Source organism: Lelliottia nimipressuralis (genome assembly GCF_004115925.1).
GTDB lineage: Bacteria > Pseudomonadota > Gammaproteobacteria > Enterobacterales > Enterobacteriaceae > Enterobacter > Enterobacter nimipressuralis.
The window spans coordinates 221,971-243,859 of sequence record NZ_SDDX01000019.1; the positions used below are offsets into that span (position 1 = coordinate 221,971).

At 55.6% G+C, this 21,889-nt stretch carries 20 protein-coding genes; 4 read left to right on the forward strand and 16 right to left on the reverse strand.

Annotated elements, in window-relative coordinates; translation table 11 throughout:
- Positions 1-17: 17 nt before the first annotated feature.
- Both tsgA and xapA read right to left on the reverse strand, forming a co-directional pair.
- Positions 18-1,217, reverse strand: a complete 1,200-nt coding sequence (tsgA, locus tag ETG88_RS15825; protein WP_129035760.1) for an MFS transporter TsgA — start codon at positions 1,215-1,217, stop codon at positions 18-20.
- A gap of 44 nt (positions 1,218-1,261) precedes the next feature.
- Positions 1,262-2,095, reverse strand: coding sequence for a xanthosine phosphorylase (gene xapA, locus ETG88_RS15830; protein ID WP_129035761.1), 834 nt, complete (start codon positions 2,093-2,095; stop codon positions 1,262-1,264).
- Between the two features lie 399 nt (positions 2,096-2,494).
- On the opposite strand from xapA, the gene ETG88_RS22315 reads away from it, so the two are divergent.
- The 3 genes from ETG88_RS22315 (at position 2,495) to ETG88_RS15840 (ending at position 6,899) form a co-directional block, all read left to right on the forward strand.
- Positions 2,495-2,635 carry a hypothetical protein gene (locus ETG88_RS22315; RefSeq protein ID WP_164971804.1) on the forward strand — a complete coding sequence of 47 codons (141 nt, stop codon included), beginning with the start codon at positions 2,495-2,497 and terminating at the stop codon, positions 2,633-2,635.
- A 136-nt stretch (positions 2,636-2,771) separates the two neighbouring features.
- A complete protein-coding gene (locus tag ETG88_RS15835; protein ID WP_129035762.1) occupies positions 2,772-4,142 on the forward strand; it encodes an NAD-dependent succinate-semialdehyde dehydrogenase in 1,371 nt (456 codons plus the stop codon).
- Between the two features lie 216 nt (positions 4,143-4,358).
- Complete coding sequence (locus ETG88_RS15840; RefSeq protein WP_129035763.1) at positions 4,359-6,899, forward strand: penicillin acylase family protein; 2,541 nt, start codon at positions 4,359-4,361, stop codon at positions 6,897-6,899.
- Positions 6,900-6,958: 59 nt separating this feature from the next.
- Here ETG88_RS15840 and ETG88_RS15845 read toward each other — a convergent pair whose 3' ends face one another.
- From ETG88_RS15845 to ETG88_RS15865, 5 genes are all read right to left on the reverse strand, one after another.
- Entirely contained in the window at positions 6,959-7,504 is a 546-nt protein-coding gene (locus ETG88_RS15845) for a YfaZ family outer membrane protein (RefSeq protein WP_100777764.1), read from the reverse strand.
- Between the two features lie 357 nt (positions 7,505-7,861).
- A complete protein-coding gene (gene yjiA, locus ETG88_RS15850; RefSeq protein ID WP_129035764.1) occupies positions 7,862-8,815 on the reverse strand; it encodes a GTPase in 954 nt (317 codons plus the stop codon).
- A gap of 10 nt (positions 8,816-8,825) precedes the next feature.
- The gene (locus tag ETG88_RS15855; protein ID WP_100777762.1) at positions 8,826-9,029 is read right to left on the reverse strand and encodes a YbdD/YjiX family protein; all 204 of its coding nucleotides are present in this window, start codon (positions 9,027-9,029) and stop codon (positions 8,826-8,828) included.
- A gap of 97 nt (positions 9,030-9,126) precedes the next feature.
- The gene (locus tag ETG88_RS15860) at positions 9,127-11,280 is read right to left on the reverse strand and encodes a carbon starvation CstA family protein (protein WP_100777761.1); all 2,154 of its coding nucleotides are present in this window, start codon (positions 11,278-11,280) and stop codon (positions 9,127-9,129) included.
- Between the two features lie 211 nt (positions 11,281-11,491).
- On the reverse strand, positions 11,492-12,394 hold the full coding sequence (locus ETG88_RS15865) for a helix-turn-helix transcriptional regulator (RefSeq protein ID WP_129035765.1): 903 nt from the start codon (positions 12,392-12,394) through the stop codon (positions 11,492-11,494).
- A gap of 239 nt (positions 12,395-12,633) precedes the next feature.
- Between ETG88_RS15865 and tsr the strand changes: the two genes are divergently transcribed.
- Complete coding sequence (tsr, locus tag ETG88_RS15870) at positions 12,634-14,304, forward strand: methyl-accepting chemotaxis protein (protein ID WP_102104533.1); 1,671 nt, start codon at positions 12,634-12,636, stop codon at positions 14,302-14,304.
- Between the two features lie 94 nt (positions 14,305-14,398).
- On the opposite strand, the gene opgB is transcribed toward tsr, so the two are convergent.
- From opgB to ETG88_RS15915, 9 genes are all read right to left on the reverse strand, one after another.
- The gene (opgB, locus tag ETG88_RS15875) at positions 14,399-16,690 is read right to left on the reverse strand and encodes a phosphatidylglycerol--membrane-oligosaccharide glycerophosphotransferase (RefSeq protein ID WP_129035766.1); all 2,292 of its coding nucleotides are present in this window, start codon (positions 16,688-16,690) and stop codon (positions 14,399-14,401) included.
- 271 nt (positions 16,691-16,961) lie between these two features.
- Positions 16,962-17,447, reverse strand: coding sequence for a YjjA family protein (locus ETG88_RS15880; RefSeq protein ID WP_100780768.1), 486 nt, complete (start codon positions 17,445-17,447; stop codon positions 16,962-16,964).
- Between the two features lie 83 nt (positions 17,448-17,530).
- The gene (gene dnaC / locus ETG88_RS15885; protein ID WP_100777757.1) at positions 17,531-18,268 is read right to left on the reverse strand and encodes a replicative helicase loader DnaC; all 738 of its coding nucleotides are present in this window, start codon (positions 18,266-18,268) and stop codon (positions 17,531-17,533) included.
- Position 18,269: 1 nt separating this feature from the next.
- A complete protein-coding gene (dnaT, locus tag ETG88_RS15890; protein WP_129035767.1) occupies positions 18,270-18,809 on the reverse strand; it encodes a primosomal protein DnaT in 540 nt (179 codons plus the stop codon).
- Positions 18,810-18,933: 124 nt separating this feature from the next.
- Positions 18,934-19,362 carry an organic hydroperoxide resistance protein gene (locus tag ETG88_RS15895; RefSeq protein ID WP_100777755.1) on the reverse strand — a complete coding sequence of 143 codons (429 nt, stop codon included), beginning with the start codon at positions 19,360-19,362 and terminating at the stop codon, positions 18,934-18,936.
- An 84-nt stretch (positions 19,363-19,446) separates the two neighbouring features.
- Positions 19,447-19,899, reverse strand: a complete 453-nt coding sequence (locus tag ETG88_RS15900; protein ID WP_100777754.1) for a MarR family winged helix-turn-helix transcriptional regulator — start codon at positions 19,897-19,899, stop codon at positions 19,447-19,449.
- Between the two features lie 41 nt (positions 19,900-19,940).
- Complete coding sequence (locus ETG88_RS15905) at positions 19,941-20,582, reverse strand: TetR/AcrR family transcriptional regulator (protein WP_107702312.1); 642 nt, start codon at positions 20,580-20,582, stop codon at positions 19,941-19,943.
- A gap of 65 nt (positions 20,583-20,647) precedes the next feature.
- Complete coding sequence (locus ETG88_RS15910) at positions 20,648-21,121, reverse strand: threonine/serine exporter (RefSeq protein WP_100777752.1); 474 nt, start codon at positions 21,119-21,121, stop codon at positions 20,648-20,650.
- Positions 21,112-21,888 (reverse strand): threonine/serine exporter family protein, encoded by a 777-nt coding sequence (locus tag ETG88_RS15915; RefSeq protein WP_100777751.1) that lies wholly within the window; start codon positions 21,886-21,888, stop codon positions 21,112-21,114. Before ETG88_RS15915 ends, ETG88_RS15910 begins: the two co-directional genes overlap by 10 nt.
- Position 21,889 lies beyond the last annotated feature (1 nt).

A 21,889-nucleotide genomic window follows, 5' to 3' on the forward strand; every position in this document is an offset into this window, starting at 1 on the left:
ACCCTCCCTGGAGCCTGTCAAACCGCGACCGCCTCGCCCCGGTGCAGGCGTTCAGCCTTGCTGCAGGCGATGGCCGCAAGCAGCGTCACCATCAGCAGCGCGTAGGCGCAGGTGGAGGCATTCACTGCGCCGTGCAGGCCGTAGCGGCTGTTAACCAGCGACGAGACAGTGGCGAACAGCAGCGTGCCGACGGTGCCGCAGGTGAGCAACGCGGAGATAAGCGTCGGGGAGCTGCGGCTGACCTGCAGCGAACCGTAGCTCATCAGCCCGGAGAACAGGCCAGAGTTGAAGAAACCGAACGCGCCGCAGGCAATCAGAATCAGCATGGTATTGGCGCTGTTGCTGATAAGCGCAATCGCCACCAGACCGACGGCGGTGCAGATCAGCAGGAAGGTGCGCAGTTTCATCCACTTCACGGTGAACTGATTGAGGAACAGCCCGGTCGCTTTCGCCACCCAGTAGACGGTGGTGTACAGCGCCGCCTGTTCTGGCAGCATCTGGAAACGCCACTGCAGATAGCCTGGCGTCCACATGGTGAAAATCGGCTCCGCCAGCAGGAACAGGAACAGCGCGCCGCACAGCAGCCAGACGGAACGACCCCACGGCTCTTTGCGGGTGGTGTCCTGATGCGCCGGTTCTGGCGCAACGGTGCTTGGGTAACGGCTGCGCAGGGTGAGGATCAGCATCAGCACGCCCAGCCCGCCCATGATGCCGTACATGGCAATCCAGCTCGCACCCATTTTAAACAGCCACGCCAGCAGGAAGGAGAGCGTCGCGCCCGCCAGACTGAAGAAGAAATCGGTGAAGATCAGGCTCGATGAACGGCTTTTTTCGTCCGGATTGATGCGCACCACCAGGTAGCTGCCGATGGTCATAAAAATACCGCCGCAGGCACCGATAATGGCGACCGCCACGCTGAACATGGTCAGCGTCGGGGTGGCGAACAGCAGGGCGCTGATGATGATCGTCAGCGCGGCGGCGATCACCAGCGGCTTTTGCAGACCCCATTTTTTCATCAGGATGCCGCCGAGCATGATCGGCACGAACATGCCGATATTCATCAGGGTAAACACCTGGCCGATGAAACTCGGATCCTTATTGAACGCGGCGCAGAGCGGGCCGAGGACAATCCCCAGCGTCGAGACCAGCGCGCCGACGAAGTAGTAGCTCAGATACGAAATCGCATTCAGACTGCCGCGAGAGTAATTTTCTGACATCTGCATTTCTCCTGGCGGGCGCGTGCCCGCCGCTGGACGGGAAGTTAGCGGCAGTTCTTCACGAACTGGCTAATCAGGCGAATGAAATCGTCGGTGACCATCGCCGCACATTTCAGGGTTTGTTCGTGGGAGAGTTCCACGTCGCTCAGCCCTTCCGCCATGTTGGTGATGGCCGAGACCGCCAGCACTTTCAGGCCGCAGTGGCGGGCAACAATCACTTCCGGCACCACCGACATGCCGACCACATCGCCGCCCATGTTCTGCATCATGCGGATTTCTGCCGCCGTTTCGAAGTTTGGCCCTGGGTAGGAGACGAACACGCCTTCGTGCAAAGTGATGTTGAGATCACCCGCTGTGTGGTGCAGTTTTGCGCGCAGATCGTTGTCGTAGGCGTTGGCGAGGCTAAAGAAGCGCGGCCCAAAACGGTCGTCGTTCGGCCCAACCAGCGGCGTGGACGGCATGGTGTTGATGTGGTCATTGAGCACCACCAGGCTGCCCGCCGGGATGTTTGGGTTGAGTGAACCGGCGGCGTTGGTGCAGAACATAAATTCGCAGCCGAGCAGCTTAAAGGTGCGCACCGCGTGGGTCATGATGCCCATCCCGACGCCCTCATAGAAATGCCCGCGTCCTTTCATGCAGATGAGATCCACGCCGTGCAGCGAACCCATCACTATTTCACCCGCGTGACCAATCACGGTGCTGACCGGGAAGCCCGGCAGTTTTTCGTAAGAGATAACGGTTTTGTTATCAAGCTTATCCGCCAGCGCGCCAAGGCCGGAGCCGAGGATAAACGCGATGCGCGGTTTAAAGCCGGGTTTGGCAGCCTGAATGATTTCAACGGCTTCATACGGGGTGTTGTTAATCACGGAAATAGACATGGGAACTCCTGAATGCGTAGGTTTATACACATTCTGTGGAGAGCGTGATTGCAGATCCAATTGGATAAAATGGGTTATCGATAGTATTTTTCGAATGGATGGTTGTTGGGTATGTGGATTTTCAACGGGTTAGGATGAGCAGCCCAGAGGTAGTGGGGGAAATGACGCAGAGGAACTGTGATGGGAGTCAATGGTGAGCGTTGTGGCTCTGCGGTTTTGCCGCTGCCATTCTGAACGGGTGAATGCCTCTTTCTTAAAAATTTATCGCGCAGCACGATCGTTAATCTATTTGCGACATCCGTTAATTAATAACCCTATTCACCGGTAGTATAATTTCCCTTCCCGTTTGTTTACGCGGGGAAATATAAATAGGAATTATTAATTTCGCGGATGGAATACATGAAAAAGATTATTGTAGCAATGTTTTTGGCTTTATTTACGATGACTTCATTTACAGCACTGGCCTGCCCAAAAGGGCAGCACCCTCACGGCGGGACCGGCTCGCATCATAAAGGCGGTTACTGCTCTTTTGACGAATAAACAGGTAAGGCACATCGGGTGATGTGCCTTTTTTACAACATGTTTCTAAGAAACGTCCGTATATACCCAACTTTACGCCCACCCCCGGCCATTTTGACTACCCTTAATACCCTAAGCGGTAATTAAGGAGACCTACATGGCTTACCAGACAGTGAATCCTGCTAACAACAAGCTCATTAAAGAGTACAAATCCCATACCGACGCTGATATCGAGGCGGCGCTAAAAACGGCGGATGCCCTTTACCATTCCGACTGGGCGAAAGGCGCTATCGAACAGCGTCTGCCGGTGCTGCATAAGCTGGCGGATCTGATCGATAGCCGGAGCGAAGAGCTGGCAAAAATCGCCAGTCAGGAGATGGGGAAACTCATCGGGCAAAGCCGCGGGGAAGTGAAGCTTTGCGCGCAAATCGCCCGCTATTACGCGGATAATGCGAAGCAGTTTCTCGCCCCTGTGAAGTACAAATCGGAACTGGGTGACGCCTGGGTGGAGCACCATCCTATCGGCGTGGTGATGGCCGTTGAGCCGTGGAATTTCCCGTTCTACCAGCTGATGCGTGTGCTGGCGCCGAACCTGGCGGCGGGCAACCCTGTGGTGGCGAAACACGCCAGCATCGTGCCGCACTGCGCAGAGGCGTTCGCCCATCTGGTGCGTGAAGCCGGTGCGCCGGACGGTGCCTGGACGAACCTCTTTATCTCGCAGGATCAGGTCGCGAAGATCATTGCCGATCCGCGCGTGCAGGGTGCAGCCCTGACCGGGTCTGAGAAGGCCGGGAGCGTGGTCGCAGCGCAGGCGGCGAAGCACATCAAAAAATCGACCCTCGAACTGGGCGGTAACGACGTGTTTATCGTGCTCGACGATGCGGATCTCAAGAAAGCGGTGAAGATCGGCGTCAATGCCCGACTCAACAACGCCGGGCAGGTGTGTACCGCCGCGAAACGTTTTATCGTCCATGAAAAAGTGGCCGATCAGTTCCTGACGGCTTTCACCGAGGCGTTCCGCGAGGTCAAAATCGGCGATCCGCTGGATGAGAGCACCACTTTGGGGCCGCTGTCGTCGAAAGATGCGCTGGAGACGTTAACCAAACAGGTTAACGAGGCGGTGAAAAACGGCGCGAAAGTGCACGTGGGCGGCAAGCCGGTGCAGCGTGACGGCAACTTCTTTGAGCCGACAATCCTGACCCATATCTCCCGTGAGAATCCGGCCTATTTTGAAGAGTTCTTCGGGCCAGTGGCGCAGTTCTATGTCGTCAAAAACGACGACGAAGCGGTGAGCCTGGCGAACGACTCGAACTACGGGCTGGGCGGGGCGGTGTTCAGTCAGGACATTGAGCGTGCGAAGAAAATGGCCTCGCGAATCGAAACCGGGATGGTCTACATCAACTGGCTGACCGACACGGCGGCAGAACTGCCGTTCGGCGGCGTGAAGCGCTCCGGCTACGGTCGCGAGCTGTCGGATCTGGGCATTAAAGAGTTTGTGAATCAGAAGCTGGTGGTCGTCCGCCGCTAACCGATTTCACAGCAGTAAACAGGGTGGCTTACGAGCCGCCCTTTTTTTGCAATCAACAAATGATTGTGATTCGCCTGATATCACATAATGAATATATTCGTATCATGAATTAGTTACCAGACTCACAGTTCGCAGTGAAACAAACTGGCTGTTCTGGATAACAATTCGCCTCTTGCTAGTATCAAATCGAAAATCATACACCTGCAAGAGGATACAATGAAAAATACAAATCGTATGATCGTGAACTGTGTTGTGGCTTCCCTGACGCTAAGCTGGAGCCTCGCGGCGCTGGCGAATACCGCCCCGACAGAGGTCAAGATCGTTCGCGATAGCTACGGCATGCCGCATATCTACGCCGATGATACCTATCGTCTTTTTTACGGTTACGGCTATGTGGTGGCGCAGGATCGCCTGTTCCAGATGGAGATGGCCCGTCGCAGCACCCAGGGCACGGTGTCTGAAGTGCTCGGAAAATCTTTTGTGAGTTTTGATAAGGATATCCGCCAGAACTACTGGCCGGCGTCGATTCACGCGCAGATCGCCGCGCTCTCTGCCGATGACAAAGCGATCCTTCAGGGCTATGCCGACGGCATGAACGCCTGGATTGATAAAGTGAACGCCGAGCCGGGTAAGCGTCTGCCTGCGCAATTTACCGAGTTTGGTTTTAAGCCTGGGCACTGGCAGCCCTTTGATGTGGCGATGGTTTTTGTTGGCACGATGGCCAACCGTTTCTCCGACAGCACCAGTGAAATCGACAACCTGGCGCTTCTCACGGCGTTAAAAGATAGATACGGCGCGCAAAAAGGGATGGGGGTGTTTAACCAGCTGAAATGGCTGGTGAATCCGGCGGCGCCGACCACCATCGCCGCGCAGGAGAGTCGCTATCCGATCACTGTCGATCTGAAAAACAGCCAAACCGCCGCGCTGCTCCCGCGCTACGATCTCCCCGCACCGATGCTCGACCGACCGGCGAAAGGCAGGGATGGCGCACTGCTGGCGCTCACTGCCGGGCAAAACCGCGAAACGATCGCCGCCCAGTTTGCCCGTAGCGGGGCCAACGGACTGGCGGGTTACCCGACCACCAGCAATATGTGGGTGATTGGCAAGAAAAAGGCGCAGGACGCGAAAGCGATTATGGTCAACGGCCCGCAGTTTGGCTGGTACGCCCCGGCGTATACCTATGGCATTGGGCTGCACGGCGCGGGTTATGACGTGACCGGCAACACGCCGTTTGCCTACCCGGGGCTGGTATTCGGCCACAACGGGACCATTTCATGGGGCGCGACGGCGGGGTTCGGTGACGATGTGGATATCTTTGCGGAGCAGACCTCCGAGAGCAAACCGGGTGAATATCTGCATAACGGCGAGTGGATCAAAATGCAGCGTCGCGAAGAGACGATCGCCGTGAAAGACGGGCAGCCTGAGACGTTTACCGTCTGGCGAACCGTTCACGGCAATGTGATCAACGTCGATCCGGCGACACACACCGCCTACGCCAAAGCGCGCGCATGGGAGGGAAAAGAGGTGGCCTCCCTGCTGGCGTGGACGCACCAGATGAAGGCTAAAGACTGGCCGAGCTGGACGGCGCAGGCGGCGAAGCAGGCGCTCACTATCAACTGGTATTACGCGGATATCGACGGCAACATCGGTTACGTTCATGGGGGCGCATATCCGAAACGCCAGCCGGGTCACGATCCGCGCCTGCCGGTGCCCGGCACCGGAAAGTGGGACTGGCAGGGGCTGCTGTCGTTTGATCTCAATCCGAAGGTGTATAACCCGCAGTCGGGGTATATCGCTAACTGGAACAATGCTCCGCAGAAAGATTATCCGGCCTCGGATCTGTTTGCGTTCTTATGGGGCGGGGCGGATCGCGTCACTGAAATCACGCAGCTTATCGATAAACAGCCCACGCTGACCTACGAACAAGCCTGGGGATTGATCCAAAAAACCAGCCGTCAGGATCTGAACCTACGTCTGTTCCTGCCTGCGCTGCAAAAAGCGGCGGCCAGTTTGCCGCAAAGCGATCCCCGCCAGCTGCTGGTGCAAAAGCTGACGAACTGGGACGGTCAAAATCGCTTACGCGACGACGGGAAAACCTATGATCAACCCGGTTCCGCCATTCTCAATGCCTGGCTGACCAGTATGCTGAAGCGCACGGTGGTTGCCGCCGTACCGGCACCCTTTAACACCTGGTACAGCGCCAGCGGCTATGAAACGACGCAGGACGGGCCGACCGGCTCGCTGAATATCAGCGTCGGGGCCAAGATCCTCTTCGAAGCACTGGAGGGGGAGAAATCGGCGATCCCGCAGGAGGTCGATCTCTTTGCCGGACAGTCGCAGGAGACGGTCGTCCTCGCGGCCCTGCAGGATGCGTGGCAGACGCTTTCGGCGCGTTACGGTACGGATATCAACGCCTGGGAAACACCTGCCATGGCGCTGACCTTCCGCGCGAACAACTTCTTTGGCGTGCCGCAGGCGGCGACGAAAGAGGCGCGTCATCAGGCCGAATATCAGAACCGGGGAACGGAAAACGACATGATTGTCTTCTCCCCTCAATCGGGAGCAAGCCCGGTTCTGGCGTGGGACGTGGTTGCGCCCGGTCAAAGCGGGTTTGTGGCCCCGGATGGGACGCCGGATAAGCATTATGACGATCAGCTGAAAATGTACGAAACCTTTGGCCGGAAGCCGCTGTGGTTAACGCCGCAGGAGGTGAGTGCCAATCAGGAATCGCAGGAGATTTTGCAGGTTCAGCGCTAGCGAATCTCTCATATAAAAAAACCTGCCCTGGGGCAGGTTTTTTGTTTTGTTCGCAAGCCTTAGAAGCTCACGCCGCCGCCGACGTAGGCACCGTCAATCAGGGTGTGGTTTGGACGACCGTCTTTGCCGTCAACGCTTACGTGGCGATAGCCCACTTTCAGCGTAACCGGTTTAACCGGCGTCCAGCTCACGCCGCCATTGGCTTCGACGTAGTTTTTCACGCTGTTGTTCAGGCCGTTAGGCGCTACGTAACCTTCGCCGAAGACGTTAATGCTGTCGGTCAGAGCCACGTTTACACCACCGCCGACCGGGAATGCGACACCGTTATCGCCTTTTTTCGGGCCGAGGTAGAGGGCTTTCGCACCTGCATTCAGCATTACCGGACCCACTTCCAGGTTATAACCTGCACCCACACCACCCGTCTGAGTACCGTCATCGGTATTTTTGAGCCAGTTACTTTCAGCATAAATACCGGAGGTGGATTTGCCCATTTCGATATTTAAGTTGGTGAAGTTTTTACCCTGCTCAATAGATGCGCCCATCGCCAGTGCGGAGCCAGATGTTACGGTCAGGACAGAAAGCAGAATGAAGTTAATCTTTTTCATGGTGTATTTCCTCGTCATCAAATTAATCTGAGGACACCTTAACAAGCGATGTTTATGACTGCAAATGTGACGTGACTCGCGGTTTTATGCTGGTTTTGTTACTTTTCGGTATGATTGTTGTTGAGCTAAAGTGGGTTTGTCACGGCGTCAATCATTTATCTTTTCGTGTTTAGACTTCGTTTTATTTATTAGCTAAACAAAGCCTGAATATCGCGGAAATAATGATGAGAAGTGAATTAATGAGGATTATCATTATTTCAAAAAAACTTTGTAAATGACGAAAAATTACATTTCTCTAATCGACATTACGCGATATTTGCCATAACCGCCCGATAAGGGCGGTTATGTTTCCTGCGATCAGGACTTGAGTGAGGCAAACGCCGCCCGGATTTCCTCTTCGGGCAGCTGAATCCCGATAAAGACCATGGTGCTGTGCGGCGTTTCATCACCCCACGGACGGTCCCAGTCGGCGCTGTAGAGGCGCTGAACGCCCTGGAACAGCAGGCGGTTTGGCTCGCCGTCAATCCACAGCATCCCTTTGTAGCGCAGCAGTTTGTCGGCAAACGATAGCAGCAGATTTTCCATCACGCGGGACACGGCGCTGATATCGACCGGATAATCCAGCTCGACCACGATAGAGGTGACATCGTTCTGCTTATCGCCGATAAAGTGGAAGCGTGGTTTTGAGGTGACGTTCTCCTCCAGCATAAAGCCGTTGGTGTTGAACAGCTGCGCCAGGTCGATATCACCGTGGACCACCGTATAAATCGGCGCGCGGGCGTTGATGCGCGTGAGGCGTTCACGCAGTTTTTCGGCGTCGCCAGCCACGTCGGTTTTGGTCAGCAGAATGCGGTCCGCGTAACCTACCTGCGACTGGGCGATGGTGAACTGGTTCATCTGCTCGTCGGCATGGACCGCATCCACTAGCGCAATCACGCCGTCCAGCTGGTAACGCTGGCAGAGGATCTCATGGGAGAAAAAGGTCTGGATAATCGGGCCGGGGTCGGCCATACCGGTGCATTCGATCACCAGGCGGTCCAAGGCGATATCGCCGCGATCGCGGCTGTCGAGCAGATCGAGCAGAGCGTCTTCCAGCTCGTTTGAGCGAGTGCAGCAGATACAGCCGTTGGTCAGGGTTGTGATCTGGGTGGCGCGATCGCCTATCAGCTGGTCGTCAACAGAGACTTCGCCGAATTCGTTTTCGATCACCGCGATTTTAAAGCCGTGCTGTTCGTTGAGGATGTGGCGCAGCAGGGTGGTTTTGCCCGCGCCGAGAAAGCCGGTTAACAGGGTGACTGCAATGGGGGTCATGTTCTCTCCTTTAGCAACAGCGTACGCCGCCTTTGCCATCGCCGCCGTAGCGCGCTTGCTGGCGCTCGCGGAAGAATTCTGTGTAGGTCATGTACGGTTTATCCGGATGGTTGGTCTGCATATGTTCAACGTAGTTGTCATAGTCCGGAATGCCAATCAGCATTTTCGCCGCCTGACCGAGGTATTTTTTTGCTTCGCCTAAGTTACCAAACATTGTGCCATCCAGATAGAAAAAGCCCGGCGACGCTACGCTTGCCGGGCTTACAGGTATTGCGTAGGGCGGGTTAGCGTAGCCGCCACCCGCCAGGGTTTTAGTGGTGTGAAGAGGTCTTCACGCCGCCTTCCGGTACAGGCACATACGGGGTTTCTTTATCCGTACGCCCTTCGGCGTTGCGCACTTTCATCCAGGTTTTGATGCCGTAGAAGATGATGCTGTAGACCACGACCAGGAACAGAATGCTTAAACCGGCGTTGGTGTAGTTGTTCACAACGATATGGTTCATGTTGGCAATCTGCTGTGCCGTCAGGTCACCGCCGCCTGCGGCAATTTTCGCTTTGTACTGGTTAGCCATAAACAGGAAGCCTTCCAGCTGCGGGTTGGTGCTGAACAGTTTCAGACCCAGCGCCCAGGTGGTGCACAGAAGCAGCCACAGCGCCGGAACGACCGTCACCCAGATGTATTTGGTGCGTTTCATCTTCACCAGCACCACGGTACCCAGGACCAGCGCCACGGCAGCCAGCATCTGGTTAGAGATACCGAACAGCGGCCACAAGCTCTTCACGCCGCCCAGCGGGTCAACGACGCCCTGATACAGCAGGTAACCCCACAGGCCCACACAGCCCGCGGTGCCCAGAACGCCCGCCACCAGAGAGTCGGTTTTCTTCAGGAATGGCACGAAGTTACCGAGCAAGTCCTGGAGCATGAAGCGGCCCGCACGGGTACCGGCGTCCAGCGCGGTCAGGATGAACAGCGCTTCGAACAGGATGCCGAAGTGGTACCAGAAGCCCATGTCAGCCCATGGCAGCACTTTGTGGAACACGTGTGCGATACCGACGGCCAGGGTTGGTGCGCCACCGGCACGGTTCAGAATCGATGGCTCACCGATGTCTTTTGCGGTCTGCATGATTTGCTCAGGCGAGATCACAAAGCCCCAGGAGCTGACGGTCGCCGCCGCGTGTGCGCTGGCGTCTTTCAGCTGTGCCATAATCAGCGCTGCGTTGTCGCCACCCATCTCATGCAGGTTTGGCATGGTGATGCCAAGGCCCGCAGGTGGGGTGTTCATCGCGAAGTACAGACCTGGCTCGATGATGGACGCTGCAACCAGTGCCATGATCGCCACGAAGGATTCCATCAGCATTGCACCGTAACCGATAAAGCGCGCGTCGGTTTCGTTGGCCATCAGCTTCGGCGTGGTGCCGGAGGCAATCAGGGCGTGGAAGCCAGATACGGCGCCACAGGCGATGGTGATAAACAGGAACGGGAACAGCGCGCCTTTCCACAGTGGACCGGTACCGTCAATGTACTGGGTCACGGCTGGCATTTTCAGTTCCGGGTTGATGATCACGATACCAATCGCCAGACCGACGATGACACCGATTTTCAGGAACGTCGCCAGGTAGTCACGCGGGGCCAGAATCAGCCAGACCGGCAGCAGGGCGGAGATAAACGCGTAGCCGATCAAGGCGAAGGTAATGGTGGTGTCTTTGAAGGTCAGCGCCGGGCCCCAGTACGGGTCGTGAGCGATGATACCGCCGAAGTAAATGGACGCCACCAGCAGCACGATACCAATCACGGACACTTCACCGACACGGCCCGGACGGATAAAGCGCATGTAGATACCCATGAACAGCGCAATCGGTACGGTCGAGCAGACGGTGAACACACCCCATGGACTTTCTGCCAGGGCTTTCACCACGATCAGAGCCAGCACCGCAAGGATGATGATCATGATCAGGAAGCAGCCAAACAGGGCAATGGTGCCCGGCACGCGGCCCATCTCTTCTTTGATCATCTCACCCAGAGAAGCCCCGTTACGACGGGTCGAAATGAACAGCACCATGAAGTCCTGCACCGCACCTGCCAGAACCACGCCGGCGAGCAGCCACAGAGTACCCGGCAGGTAACCCATCTGCGCGGCAAGCACCGGCCCAACCAGCGGGCCTGCACCAGCAATCGCGGCAAAGTGGTGACCAAACAGCACATAGCGGTTGGTAGGAACGTAGTTCAGGCCGTCATTGTTAATGACCGCCGGAGTGGAACGCGTCGGGTCGAGTTTCATGACCTTCTGCGCGATGTAAAGACTGTAGTAGCGGTACGCTACCAGATAGACGGAAACCGACGCGACCACGATCCACAGGGCGCTTACGTGTTCGCCCCGGCGTAATGCGACAACCGCCAGACAGAAAGCACCGAGGATCCCGAGGAGCGCCCAGGGTACGTGCTTAAGTAGTTTTTTCGTATCCATAGTTAGACCTGGTTTTTTAGCTGGAAAAAGGGCCTGAGTTTGTTTTGAGGAGGTATTGATTAATGCTGAGGCGATCTTGCCAGATCGTCGCGCGTGTAAAGGAAGGTAAATAGGTGAGTGGTTGATTGCGGTGGTTAAGCGGTCAAAGACCGGGGCGAGTGGTTAAGGCTCGCCGCCAGCGGTCTGGTTTATGTGATTGAGATCACATCGTTTATTCGAGGGCGTCGGCGGTAGCAGCTGTCATGTAACCTTCGAGCGTGTCGAAGAGTTTGTCCCGCAGCCACTGAGGCTCCAGCACCTGAATGTTCGGCAGCCAGTAGAAGATGAGCGGCAGGATCTGATTTTCATGTGCCGCCTGACAGCGGATCGTCACCCCATCGTCGCTTTCTGCGACCACCTCCTGCTCTGGCAACAGGTCCCGGCGCGTGAAGTAGTGCGAGATACTGTGGTTGGTAAACACTTTTACCTCGAAGGTCTCTTCACTCACCCACGGGTCGAGATTTTTTTCCAGTAATTCAGCCGTATCGCTATCCAGCGAAAAGGTCTCTTTTTGAATATCCAGCCAACTGATCTGGCTTAATGAAAAGGATTTCAGCCTGCCATTTTCCGTAGCTTGTAAATACCATATATTTTTTTTGTTAATTAATTTGTATGGATTAATGAGCCGGGTTTTGTCTTTATAAACTATCTGGCAAACGTGACGCTCTTTTATCGATTTTTCAATTGTAGTGAGATGGCGACGAATATCATTCTGAACCGAGTGCTCAGCGTCGTTGTTGAGGATCAGAATATGATTCTCTTCCACGCGCGCTTCCAGACTCTGCCAGAACGCGGTGCCTCTGTCAGGGAAATAACTGTCAGCATTCAAAAAGTTAGCGACAGCGTTGTGCAGCCCTTGCCCGCTGGGATTTTGCTGGGCGTGAATCAGGCGATACAGACCATTTCCCGTGTGCTGAACAATTGGCGACAGCGCATTCAGATCCCGATATACCGTACGTTCGGTTATTTTATATTTTTGCATCAGATCGCTGCGGTTAACGACGCCGTTTAAATGCAGCTCCATAAGAATATCGACGAGTCGTTCAGCAGAGCGGCTGCGGGCTGGAGTTGTCATATTATATTCCCGTTTAGTGCGGTGAGGATCTCTGAAGAATAAGGATGCCACTGACAGAATATGTCAGTGCGACAGAGATAAAATTTATCTTATGGAATATATAACGGCGCGATTTAGGATAAACATTAATAGTTTTTTGCGAAATCATCCGTAAATGTTCAAATCATCAACACGATTTTCGTAAAGTTTTCCCTAACCAGGCCGAAAATTCTGTTATCTGTCTGATGGAAAGAGAAAACATGTTAAATCGTATCAAGATTGTCACCAGCTTGTTGCTGGTTTTGGCTATTTTTGGCCTGTTACAACTGACATCCGGTGGTCTTTTCTTTAATGCCCTGAAGCATGACAAAGAAAACTTCACTGTCCTACAAACTATTCGCCAGCAACAATCCACGCTGAACGGCAGCTGGGTCGCGTTGCTGCAAACCCGTAATACCCTGAACCGCGCGGGTATTCGCTACATGATGGATCAGAGCAATATCGGCAGCGGCGCAACCGTTGCAGAGCTGATGCAGATTGCGTCCGCTTCCCTGAAGCAGGCGGAGAAAAACTGGGCCGACTACGAAGCACTGCCGCGCGATCCGCGTCAGAGCGACGCTGCCGCCATGGAGATCAAGCGTAACTATGATATCTATCACGGTGCGCTGGCCGAGCTGATTCAGCTGCTGGGCGCAGGTAAGATCAATGACTTCTTCGATCAGCCGACCCAGAGCTATCAGGATGGTTTTGAGAAGCAGTATGTGAACTACCTGCAGCAGAACGATCATCTGTATCAGACCGCCGTGGATGACAGCAACAGCTCTTACACTCAGGCGATCTGGGTGCTGATCAGCGTGCTGATCGCGGTGCTGGTGGTGATCGTCGGCGTCTGGCTGGGCATCAAGCAATCCTTGATCTCGCCTTTGAATCGTCTGATCGACAGCATCCGTCATATCGCCAGCGGCGATCTGGTGAAGCGCATTGACGTCGAAGGCACCAACGAGATGGGACAGCTGGCCGATACCCTGCGTCATATGCAGAGCGAGCTGGTGAGCACCGTGGGTGACGTGCGTAACGGCGCGAACGCGATTTACAGCGGCGCGAGCGAAATCTCTGTCGGCAACAACGACCTCTCTTCTCGTACCGAGCAGCAGGCCGCGTCTCTCGAAGAGACCGCTGCCAGCATGGAACAGCTGACCGCTACCGTGAAGCAGAACGCCGAAAACGCCCGTCAGGCGAGTAATCTGGCGCTGAGTGCATCCGAGACCGCGCAGAAAGGCGGGAAAGTGGTGGATAACGTGGTGCAAACCATGCGTGACATCGCCGGCAGTTCGCAGAAAATCGCTGACATCATCAGCGTGATCGACGGTATTGCCTTCCAGACCAACATCCTGGCGCTGAACGCCGCCGTCGAAGCTGCGCGCGCAGGTGAGCAGGGCCGTGGATTTGCGGTGGTGGCAGGCGAAGTGCGTAACCTGGCACAGCGTAGCGCCCAGGCGGCACGCGAAATCAAGAGCCTGATCGAGGACTCCGTAGGCCGCGTTGAGCTGGGTTCTACTCTGGTGGAAAGCGCCGGTGAAACGATGGGTGAAATCGTGAATGCGGTGACCCGCGTGACCGACATTATGGGCGAAATCGCCTCTGCGTCTGATGAGCAGAGCCGCGGTATCGACCAGGTCGGCCTGGCTGTGGCGGAGATGGACCGTGTGACGCAGCAGAACGCCTCGCTGGTGGAAGAGTCCGCAGCGGCAGCCGCCGCGCTGGAAGAGCAGGCGAGCCGTCTGACGCAGGCTGTGGCGGTCTTCCGCATTCAGCAAGAGCAGCAGAAATCACGCGATAACGCCGGTCTGAAAACGCCAGTAATCTCGGCGAAGGGGCGTAAAGCAGCTGCCGCGACGACCGCGTCCAGTGAAAACTGGGAAACCTTCTGATGTAAAAAAGCGCCCTGTTCAGGCGGGGCGCTTTAGGCATTTGTGATGTTGTCGGGTGGCGCTGTGCTTACCCGACATACACGCAGATGTGCCGTTAACCGGCGTTCTGTACCACTTTCATTTCGACCATCCCAATCCCCAGTTTGCGCGGCGAATGCCCGAGAATATTGCCCTCGTTCGTTGATTGCGGATCGGGCGGAACGATCACGACCGTATTGCTGCGAGACGGGTTCTCGAAATGCAGCGTGGTGGTACTCACTTCGTTGCCAAGGGTTATCGTCTGCTCTTTGTCGCCGATACGCACCGGGATCGGTTTGTTGGCATTCGGGCCGAAGGCTTTCGCGGTGATCACCAGATCAAATTTCTCCGGCAGCGGTTGGGCGTATTCGATTTTCACCTCATCGCCGAGCTGTGCGTTGGACCAGCGTCCCCAGGATTCCGGGCGCGAAATACCGCTAAACTGCTTCACCTCTTCCGGCGCTCCCGCCACGTTAAACACGAAGCTGTCAGCTTTATAGCGAATATCGTTATCGACCACTTTCAGCATATCCACGTTGCGCTGATAGCGGTCGGTGTTAATCACCGTATCCTTGAACGCGGTTTTGCCTTTCCACTGATCTTTATCGACGCGCTGCACGATTTGTTCGCCGCCGAGCTGGCCTTGCGACACGCACCAGTCCGTTGAAATCGACAGCGGCTGGGACCACAGCTGGCCCATTTTGTAGCAGCGATCGATCCAGACGAAGTTATCGCGCGGGGCGAAGTCGGCCAGCTGGAAGCGCAGCGGCGCGGAGTATTCGCTCTCCGGCAGCGGTTCGACGCGGTTATCGGAGACGCGCAGCAGCAGCGGCAGGCGGAAATGGCTGCCCGAGAAGGCAATCATGTTTTTCTGCTGGTCGATGGTGAAATCTTTCATCTCTTTCGGGAAATTCCACAGGCGGATCACGTCCGGTTTCCACGCCAGAATCTTCTCTTTCATATTGAGGAAGACTTCAGAGAGCGACTGGCCGGAGAGCGTGCTGCGCCCCAGCCCGATGAAGTTATCGCCGCCCAGAATATCCAGCACCGTTGCGCCGTTATCCATGGTGTTACGTTTCGTGGCGATGACCTCCTGCTGAGGCTGGTCGCCGCGCATCACAAAGAACAGGTTGCTTCGATCCTGCTTGTTCAGCTCATCCCACGCGGTGTTTTTCATCGCCAGATGGTCGGAAGAGACCACGATCACCGTGTTTTTGAAATACGGCGAGGTTTTGATTTTATTGATAAACGCGGCGATGTGTTCCTGGCTGCAGGTCACGGCGCTGAACGACTGATTGTCCTTGCCGTTGATCGCGTATTTTTTGCGCTCGCAGGTGCGCGAGATAAAGCCGTCCGGGTGGTGTGTATCCACGGTTAAGGCAAACAGTGAGAAGCGTTTGCCGGATTTAGACAGCTCCTCGAATTTCTTCCAGGTTTCGTCCAGCACCGTGTCGTCGTAGAAGCCCCAGTCATTGCGATAAGACGGGTCGGCGACGGTGGTTTTTAACTCTTCAGCACCGTAAAGGTGATCGAAACCGTGGGATTTCAGGAACACGTCTTTCCCGGCGAAGCGCAGGTTGGCCCCCTGCATGAAGTAGTTTTCGTAGCCGGAGTTTTTGAGGATATCGCCGAGGCAAATATTCTGCGGGAAGAAGCTCGACATCGACGCGGAGGCGTTACCCTCGAACGGCGCGAACAGCGGAATGCCGCACTGAGAGGCGACCATCCCGGCGATGGTGTAATCGGTGCCCGGCAACTGCGCCGTGTGGCTGAAGTCCAGCCCTTCGTCTTTCAGCGGACCGAGATCTGGGGTCAGGTTCGGGAAGGCGTCGTTATCGAAATAGGTGCGCTCAAGGCTCTCGCCGTAGATATAAACCAGATTCAGTTTCGGGTGGGCGATGGTTTTTGACGGCTCTTTGTAATACGCGGTGAAATCGGTATCGCCGTCGCGGGACTGGGATTTCACCAGCTCCGTAATCTGATGGAAGGCCGGGCTGGCATCAACGGAACCGAGCGCCAGCACCAGGGCCAACAGGCTATAACCCATATGATGCGGAAGATGGCGGCGGCGACGCAGCACCCAGCCGAGGGTACCAAACACCGCCACTAGCGCCAGAACCAGCCCTGCGCCAGGAAGTATGTACTTACTAACTCCTGCGCCCGTCAGACTATTGGTGAGTGTGTACAGCACGGCGTCGTTGATGCCGTCACCGGTAAAGTAATCGCTGGCGTACAGGGTAATGTTTAAAACAATAAAAATACCCAACACCAGTAATGTGGCAATAAACCACCAGGTGTTGCGGCCGGCCTTCCAGGCATAGATGCCAACGGAAGCCAGGAACAGGGCAAGGGAAATAAACTCTGACAACAGCTTATCCTCAATAGCGCCAGTCGCTTAGCTGGCTAACTGATTATTTTTTGGTTGATACAATTTAATGGCGAAGTCACATAGCTGCAATTCTAGTGTCACTAAAATGTGCTGTTGTTAGGATTTGGTTTAGAAAGTGGAAATTTTGATCGCCGTCGCATCGCGTTATACGCGGGCTGAGACGTAAAAGAATGAGCAAAATACGAGTCTAGCGCCGCGTTGTCAGAGTAACGGAACAATCGCGGCGTGTTGTGGCAGAAAATGGGATGAATCAGGAGAGGAAATTAACGCCTTGTTTCAGCACCAGATCGCAGGCTTTGGTCTTCACCTGTTTCGCCAGCGCGGAGTCACCGAGGGTGCTCAGGTTCAGCTGTTGGCCGTCTTTAGCATTTAGCAGGCCCTGGATCCCATCCATATAGTTGGTGTCCTGCTTCTGCTCTTGCGTATCCAGCCCCAGTTTATCTAATACCTGGTTTTTAATGTTCTGCGTGTCAGTGACTGACGCCAGCTTCTGCTTGGCGCAGTAGCCCAGAATACCCGCCGCGTTGTTCATGGTGCCAGCGCTCAGACTCTGATTGCTGCCGCCCAGCAGGCTGGTGAGGGACGAAGCAGACAGCCCGCCGCTCTGGGCGCTACCGCTGCTTTTGCTCAGTTCGTTCGCTGCGCTGGAGAGTGACTCCTGCCAGGAGGCCGCGTGGGCGGCACCGGTGAGCAGAACGACGCTAAATGCTGTGCTGAGAAGAAGATTTTTTTTCATAAAATGCACTCTAAAAGGCCCTTATCGGGCTGGAAGTGGCTTCAGTATATACCTGTGAAAGGCGCGCCATTCCTGGAAATATCCTAATACTCTTTGCCGGTAACGCGATCGCGGTAGCTATCCCAGGTGAAGTTCACCCATAAGCTGTTGCCGAGGCGCATGCGGTCCATGACGCGCTCACCCAGCAGCTTGGTCATCTCTTCCGCTTTATGGTTGGTGAGCATGCCGGTCGGGCGCTTCGACGAGGAGCGACGGTCAACGATCTGATTGATAATTACTTTTTCGTAGCGGGATTCGGTCTGGACGCCGATTTCGTCAATAACCAGCAGGTCGACGTTGCTCAGATCGTTCAGCAGTTGCTCTTCCGTGGTTTCGCGGTTGCTGAAGGTGTCTTTCATCGCCGACATGATGTCTGCGACGGTAATGATCAGAACCGATTTTCCGCGCAGCAGCAGCTCATTACAGATGGCCGCCGCAAGGTGGTTTTTGCCGGTGCCCGGTTTGCCGCTGAAGATAAAGCTGGCGATGCTGCCGTCGAACTCTTCGACATACTGGCGTGCTTTGGCGAGGGCCATCATCTGACCGTCGTTTTCCACGCGATAGTTATCGAAGGAACAGTTCTGATGCAGGGGACGAATGCCGGAGCGGTTGAAGGTACGCTGCATTTTCATGGCGCGGTTTTCCCGCGTCAGGGCTTCTGAGCGCATCTTTCCCTGCTCTTTTTGCCAGGCCAGCAGCTCTTCACCCGAGGTGAAGGCTGGCTTCACGTTGGCAGGCATCATTTTTTGCAGACGTTTCATCAGGTCGCCGACGTTTTTCATATCATCCTCTGAATCCTGGTGGGATCTGATTATCGGGTTCGGAAATGGTGTTGATATCGCGCTTAGGCTGGCCGCCGTTGCTGGCGCGGTTGATCTGAATACTGCGCGCGAGCTTTTGCTGCCACTGCACGTGGTGGAACACTTTGCCTTCGGCCTGCCAGTACGCGACAAACGCGGCCAGCTCTTCCGGCGTGGCGGTCTGCGTCAGGGCGATACCCCACAGGGCGGCCTGGCGCTGGAAATCCGCATCCGGCTGCCAGCCAGAGTACATCGCAAATTTGCCCATCGGGACGGCAACCGGCGCACTGGTCCGTTCTTCAAAGAATTGTGTATCTAACGCGACGTCACTGACCGGGCGCGACAGACGCGCTTCAATATCCAAAAGCTGTGCCAGGCGTTCAGGCGTGATGGCGTAAAACGCGGGCGCGTTATCGGCAAACACAGCGAGTGTACCGCCATCGGCTTTGGTTAAGATGCCACGGGGATCGCGCACAAAGGCATCGATTCCGGCGACGCTGGTGGTCAGGAGTCTGGATGACATAACACTTTCTCTACTGGGATACGACGTCGTGATATGGGGTCATAGTAGCACAGAGAGAAGGGGGGACGGAGGGGGATTTCCCCGGTGGCACTGCGCGCACCGGGGCTGCATACGACGGGGCTTATCAGGCGATGATATTCAGCGTCACATCAATATTGCCGCGGGTTGCGTTAGAGTACGGGCAAACGATATGCGCCGCGTCGACCAGCTTTTTGGCTTCAGCTTCGTCCATACCTGGCACGTGGATATTCAGTTTGGCTTCGATACCAAAACCGGTTGGCAGTGGACCAATGCCAACTTCACCTTCGATAAACGCATCTTTCGGCAGCGCGATTTTGTCACGGGCAGAGACAAATTTCATCGCGCCCAGGAAGCAGGCAGAGTAGCCCGCCGCAAACAGCTGCTCTGGGTTGGTGACTTCGCCACCCATACCGCCCATCTCTTTCGGTACGCCCAGTTTGACATCCAGAACGCCATCGGAAGAGGTCGCACGGCCATCACGGCCTCCGGTGGCTTTGGCTTTGGCGGTATAAACAACTTTTTCTAAAGACATGGCAGGTTCCTCATCTTACGGTTATGCGCGCTATTAAATAGTGCGCGATATATATGGGTAAACAAAATCTTATTAACTATAGCCTCAGGCGCGATGAAGCTGCTGGCGCAGTTGCTCAAGCTGCTGCTTGAGAGCGAGCATGGAATCCGCATCGCATTGTGCGGCACAGCCCACGGCCTGGGGAATACTTTTCGCCTGCTGCTGGAGGGCGCGGCCTTCATCACTTAAGGTGACGGCGACCTGGCGTTCGTCCTGGCGCGAGCGCTGACGGACAAGCAGACCAGCGCTTTCCAGACGCTTCAGCAGCGGGGTGAGGGTGGCGGAATCCAGGAACAGACGTTCGCCAATCTCCGACACCGTAATGTCATCCTGCTCCCACAAAATCAGCATCACCAGATACTGCGGGTAGGTCAGGTTAAGCGGTGCCAGCAGTTGCCGGTACAGCTTATTGAGCGCCAGATTTGCCGAGTAGAGGGCAAAACAGAGCTGGTTATCCAGCATCAGCGCAGCGGTGGTGTCGTTCGTTTTCGCGTTCATGAAATGAATATAGGTAGTGCGCGATTTAATTGCAAGCAATTTTATGGACAGGTATAGCGAAGGGCCACCTGAACGGCCATTTTGCGATAGTGCTGGCGCTGGGCCTGCTCATCGGCGCCGTCTTCAAACAGCAGCGTGAAGGTATAGCTGTTGGCGACGTAATGAAAACTGAAGCTGCTGATCAAACGGTGCAGGTCGCGCGCATCAACGGTCTGATTAAACAGCTGCTTCTCTTTGCCACGCTGCAGGATCGCTTCCAGCAGTTCGAGCGCGCTGCGATTAACCTGACGCAGATAGCTGGACTGCTGCATAAAGCGGCCACGCTGCATGTTCTCCATGCAGATAATGCGAATGTAATCCGGGTGATCGGCGTGGTAGTCAAAGGTTGCTTCCACCAGATGGACCAGCGCTTCAACGGGCGGCAGTCCTGACAGACTAAGCTGTTTTTCGCTGGCGCGGATCTCGGTGTAAACGTACTCCAGCGCCTGAAGATAGAGGTTCTCTTTGTTTTTATAGTGATAAACCACCATGCGCTTGGTGGTGCCGGCTTTTTCGGCAATCTGCTCCATTCGCGCGCCGTTCAGACCGTATTCGGCAAACAGGGTAATCGCGCTCTGAAAAATTTTGTCCTTCAGGCTGGAATCATCATGGTGGTCGGGGAATTCGCTGCCAGGGTTAGCCACTTCCACTCCTTACATCGCCAAACAGAATGCAGGGATTATCGCCATGGCAGCGGGAGAACACAAATTCAAACGCGTGGGCGCTTTCTGTAGAGCCACAAACCGGGAATCGACAGACCGATGGAGAGCGCGCCGACGATGGACGAGGCTTTGAGGAAATTGCTCAACAGCAGGATCATTTGCGGCTCGCTGTAGCCGAAGTGGCTGATCTTCACCGCCGAGATCATTGCTGTGTAGGCGGATATGCCGGGGAACATCGGGATCACCGCCGCCACGGTGAACACTTTCGGGTGCGCCAGATACCAGCGCGACCACTGAATGCCGATACAGCCGACCAGCATCGAGGCCATAAATGTTGACCATTCGATGTTAAACCCGGCGGTCATCATTACCATTCGCGAACCATGACCGATAGCGCCCAGCAGGGCGCACCAGGGTAGCGCGCGCTGCGGCACGTTAAAGACCATCGCAAAGCCCACGGCAGGAATGGCAGCCAGCGCCATGTCTTGTGCCAGAGCGAATAAAAAGTCGATTATGCCCATCCGCGCAGCCCCCAGAGTGTCATGGCCATGACCACACCGATGCAGGTCGCGAGGGTTAACAGGCTCGCAATCGCCCAGCGTGCCAGACCCGTATTGATGTGCCCTTTAAACATATCAGCGACGGCGTTGATCAGCGGAAAACCCGGTACCAGCAGCAGGACGCTGGCCGCCATGGCGACGCTCGGTGTGCTGACAAACACAGGCAGGCGCAGCAGCAGACCGGAGACGGTTGTTGCGACAAAGGCAGTGAGACAAAAGTTTATCTGCGGATGCATATGGCGCTGCGTCAGGAGCTGGCGCACGTACATGGCGATGGCGCTGGCGAAAAAGGTCACCACCGCGCCGTCCCATCCGCCATTATTCAGTTTGCAAAAACAGGCGCAGGACAGCCCCACCATCAGCACGACTAACCAGCGCGGGTAGCGCAGCGGCTTAATCTGGTTGAACCGTTTTTCAACGCCGGGCAAGTCCAGAAGCTTGTGTTCAGCCATGATGACGATGTGCTGCACTTCGGTGACCACGTGCATATTGATGCCGCGATCCTGGTTTTTGCGCGTCGACGTCAGACACTGGCCCTCTTTTATGGTGGTCAGCACGATGGCGTTAGACGAGATTGAGCTTTCTACGCTGTCCATCCCCAGCGCCAGACCCAGGCGGGTCGACAGCTCTTCGACCAATGCGCTCTCTGCGCCATGTTGTAATAAGAAAAGACCGCACTGTATGCATAGTCGCGTGGCGGCGCGTTGTGACGACTGATCTGCCTGCATT

Excerpts from the sequence above, each read along its gene's own strand:
- ETG88_RS15900 (WP_100777754.1), bottom strand. The coding sequence starts at position 19,899 with ATGAACGCGAAAACGAACGACACCACCGCTGCGCTGATGCTGGATAAC.
- xapA (WP_129035761.1), bottom strand. The coding sequence starts at position 2,095 with ATGTCTATTTCCGTGATTAACAACACCCCGTATGAAGCCGTTGAAATC.
- tsr (WP_102104533.1), top strand. The coding sequence starts at position 12,634 with ATGTTAAATCGTATCAAGATTGTCACCAGCTTGTTGCTGGTTTTGGCT.
- yjiA (WP_129035764.1), bottom strand. The coding sequence starts at position 8,815 with ATGACCCCCATTGCAGTCACCCTGTTAACCGGCTTTCTCGGCGCGGGC.
- ETG88_RS22315 (WP_164971804.1), top strand. The coding sequence starts at position 2,495 with ATGAAAAAGATTATTGTAGCAATGTTTTTGGCTTTATTTACGATGACT.
- dnaC (WP_100777757.1), bottom strand. The coding sequence starts at position 18,268 with ATGAAAAACGTCGGCGACCTGATGAAACGTCTGCAAAAAATGATGCCT.
- ETG88_RS15845 (WP_100777764.1), bottom strand. The coding sequence starts at position 7,504 with ATGAAAAAGATTAACTTCATTCTGCTTTCTGTCCTGACCGTAACATCT.
- ETG88_RS15860 (WP_100777761.1), bottom strand. The coding sequence starts at position 11,280 with ATGGATACGAAAAAACTACTTAAGCACGTACCCTGGGCGCTCCTCGGG.
- tsgA (WP_129035760.1), bottom strand. The coding sequence starts at position 1,217 with ATGTCAGAAAATTACTCTCGCGGCAGTCTGAATGCGATTTCGTATCTG.
- ETG88_RS15865 (WP_129035765.1), bottom strand. The coding sequence starts at position 12,394 with ATGACAACTCCAGCCCGCAGCCGCTCTGCTGAACGACTCGTCGATATT.
- ETG88_RS15880 (WP_100780768.1), bottom strand. The coding sequence starts at position 17,447 with ATGAAAAAAAATCTTCTTCTCAGCACAGCATTTAGCGTCGTTCTGCTC.
- ETG88_RS15910 (WP_100777752.1), bottom strand. The coding sequence starts at position 21,121 with ATGGGCATAATCGACTTTTTATTCGCTCTGGCACAAGACATGGCGCTG.
- ETG88_RS15835 (WP_129035762.1), top strand. The coding sequence starts at position 2,772 with ATGGCTTACCAGACAGTGAATCCTGCTAACAACAAGCTCATTAAAGAG.
- ETG88_RS15895 (WP_100777755.1), bottom strand. The coding sequence starts at position 19,362 with ATGTCTTTAGAAAAAGTTGTTTATACCGCCAAAGCCAAAGCCACCGGA.
- ETG88_RS15915 (WP_100777751.1), bottom strand. The coding sequence starts at position 21,888 with ATGCAGGCAGATCAGTCGTCACAACGCGCCGCCACGCGACTATGCATA.
- ETG88_RS15855 (WP_100777762.1), bottom strand. The coding sequence starts at position 9,029 with ATGTTTGGTAACTTAGGCGAAGCAAAAAAATACCTCGGTCAGGCGGCG.
- ETG88_RS15840 (WP_129035763.1), top strand. The coding sequence starts at position 4,359 with ATGAAAAATACAAATCGTATGATCGTGAACTGTGTTGTGGCTTCCCTG.
- dnaT (WP_129035767.1), bottom strand. The coding sequence starts at position 18,809 with ATGTCATCCAGACTCCTGACCACCAGCGTCGCCGGAATCGATGCCTTT.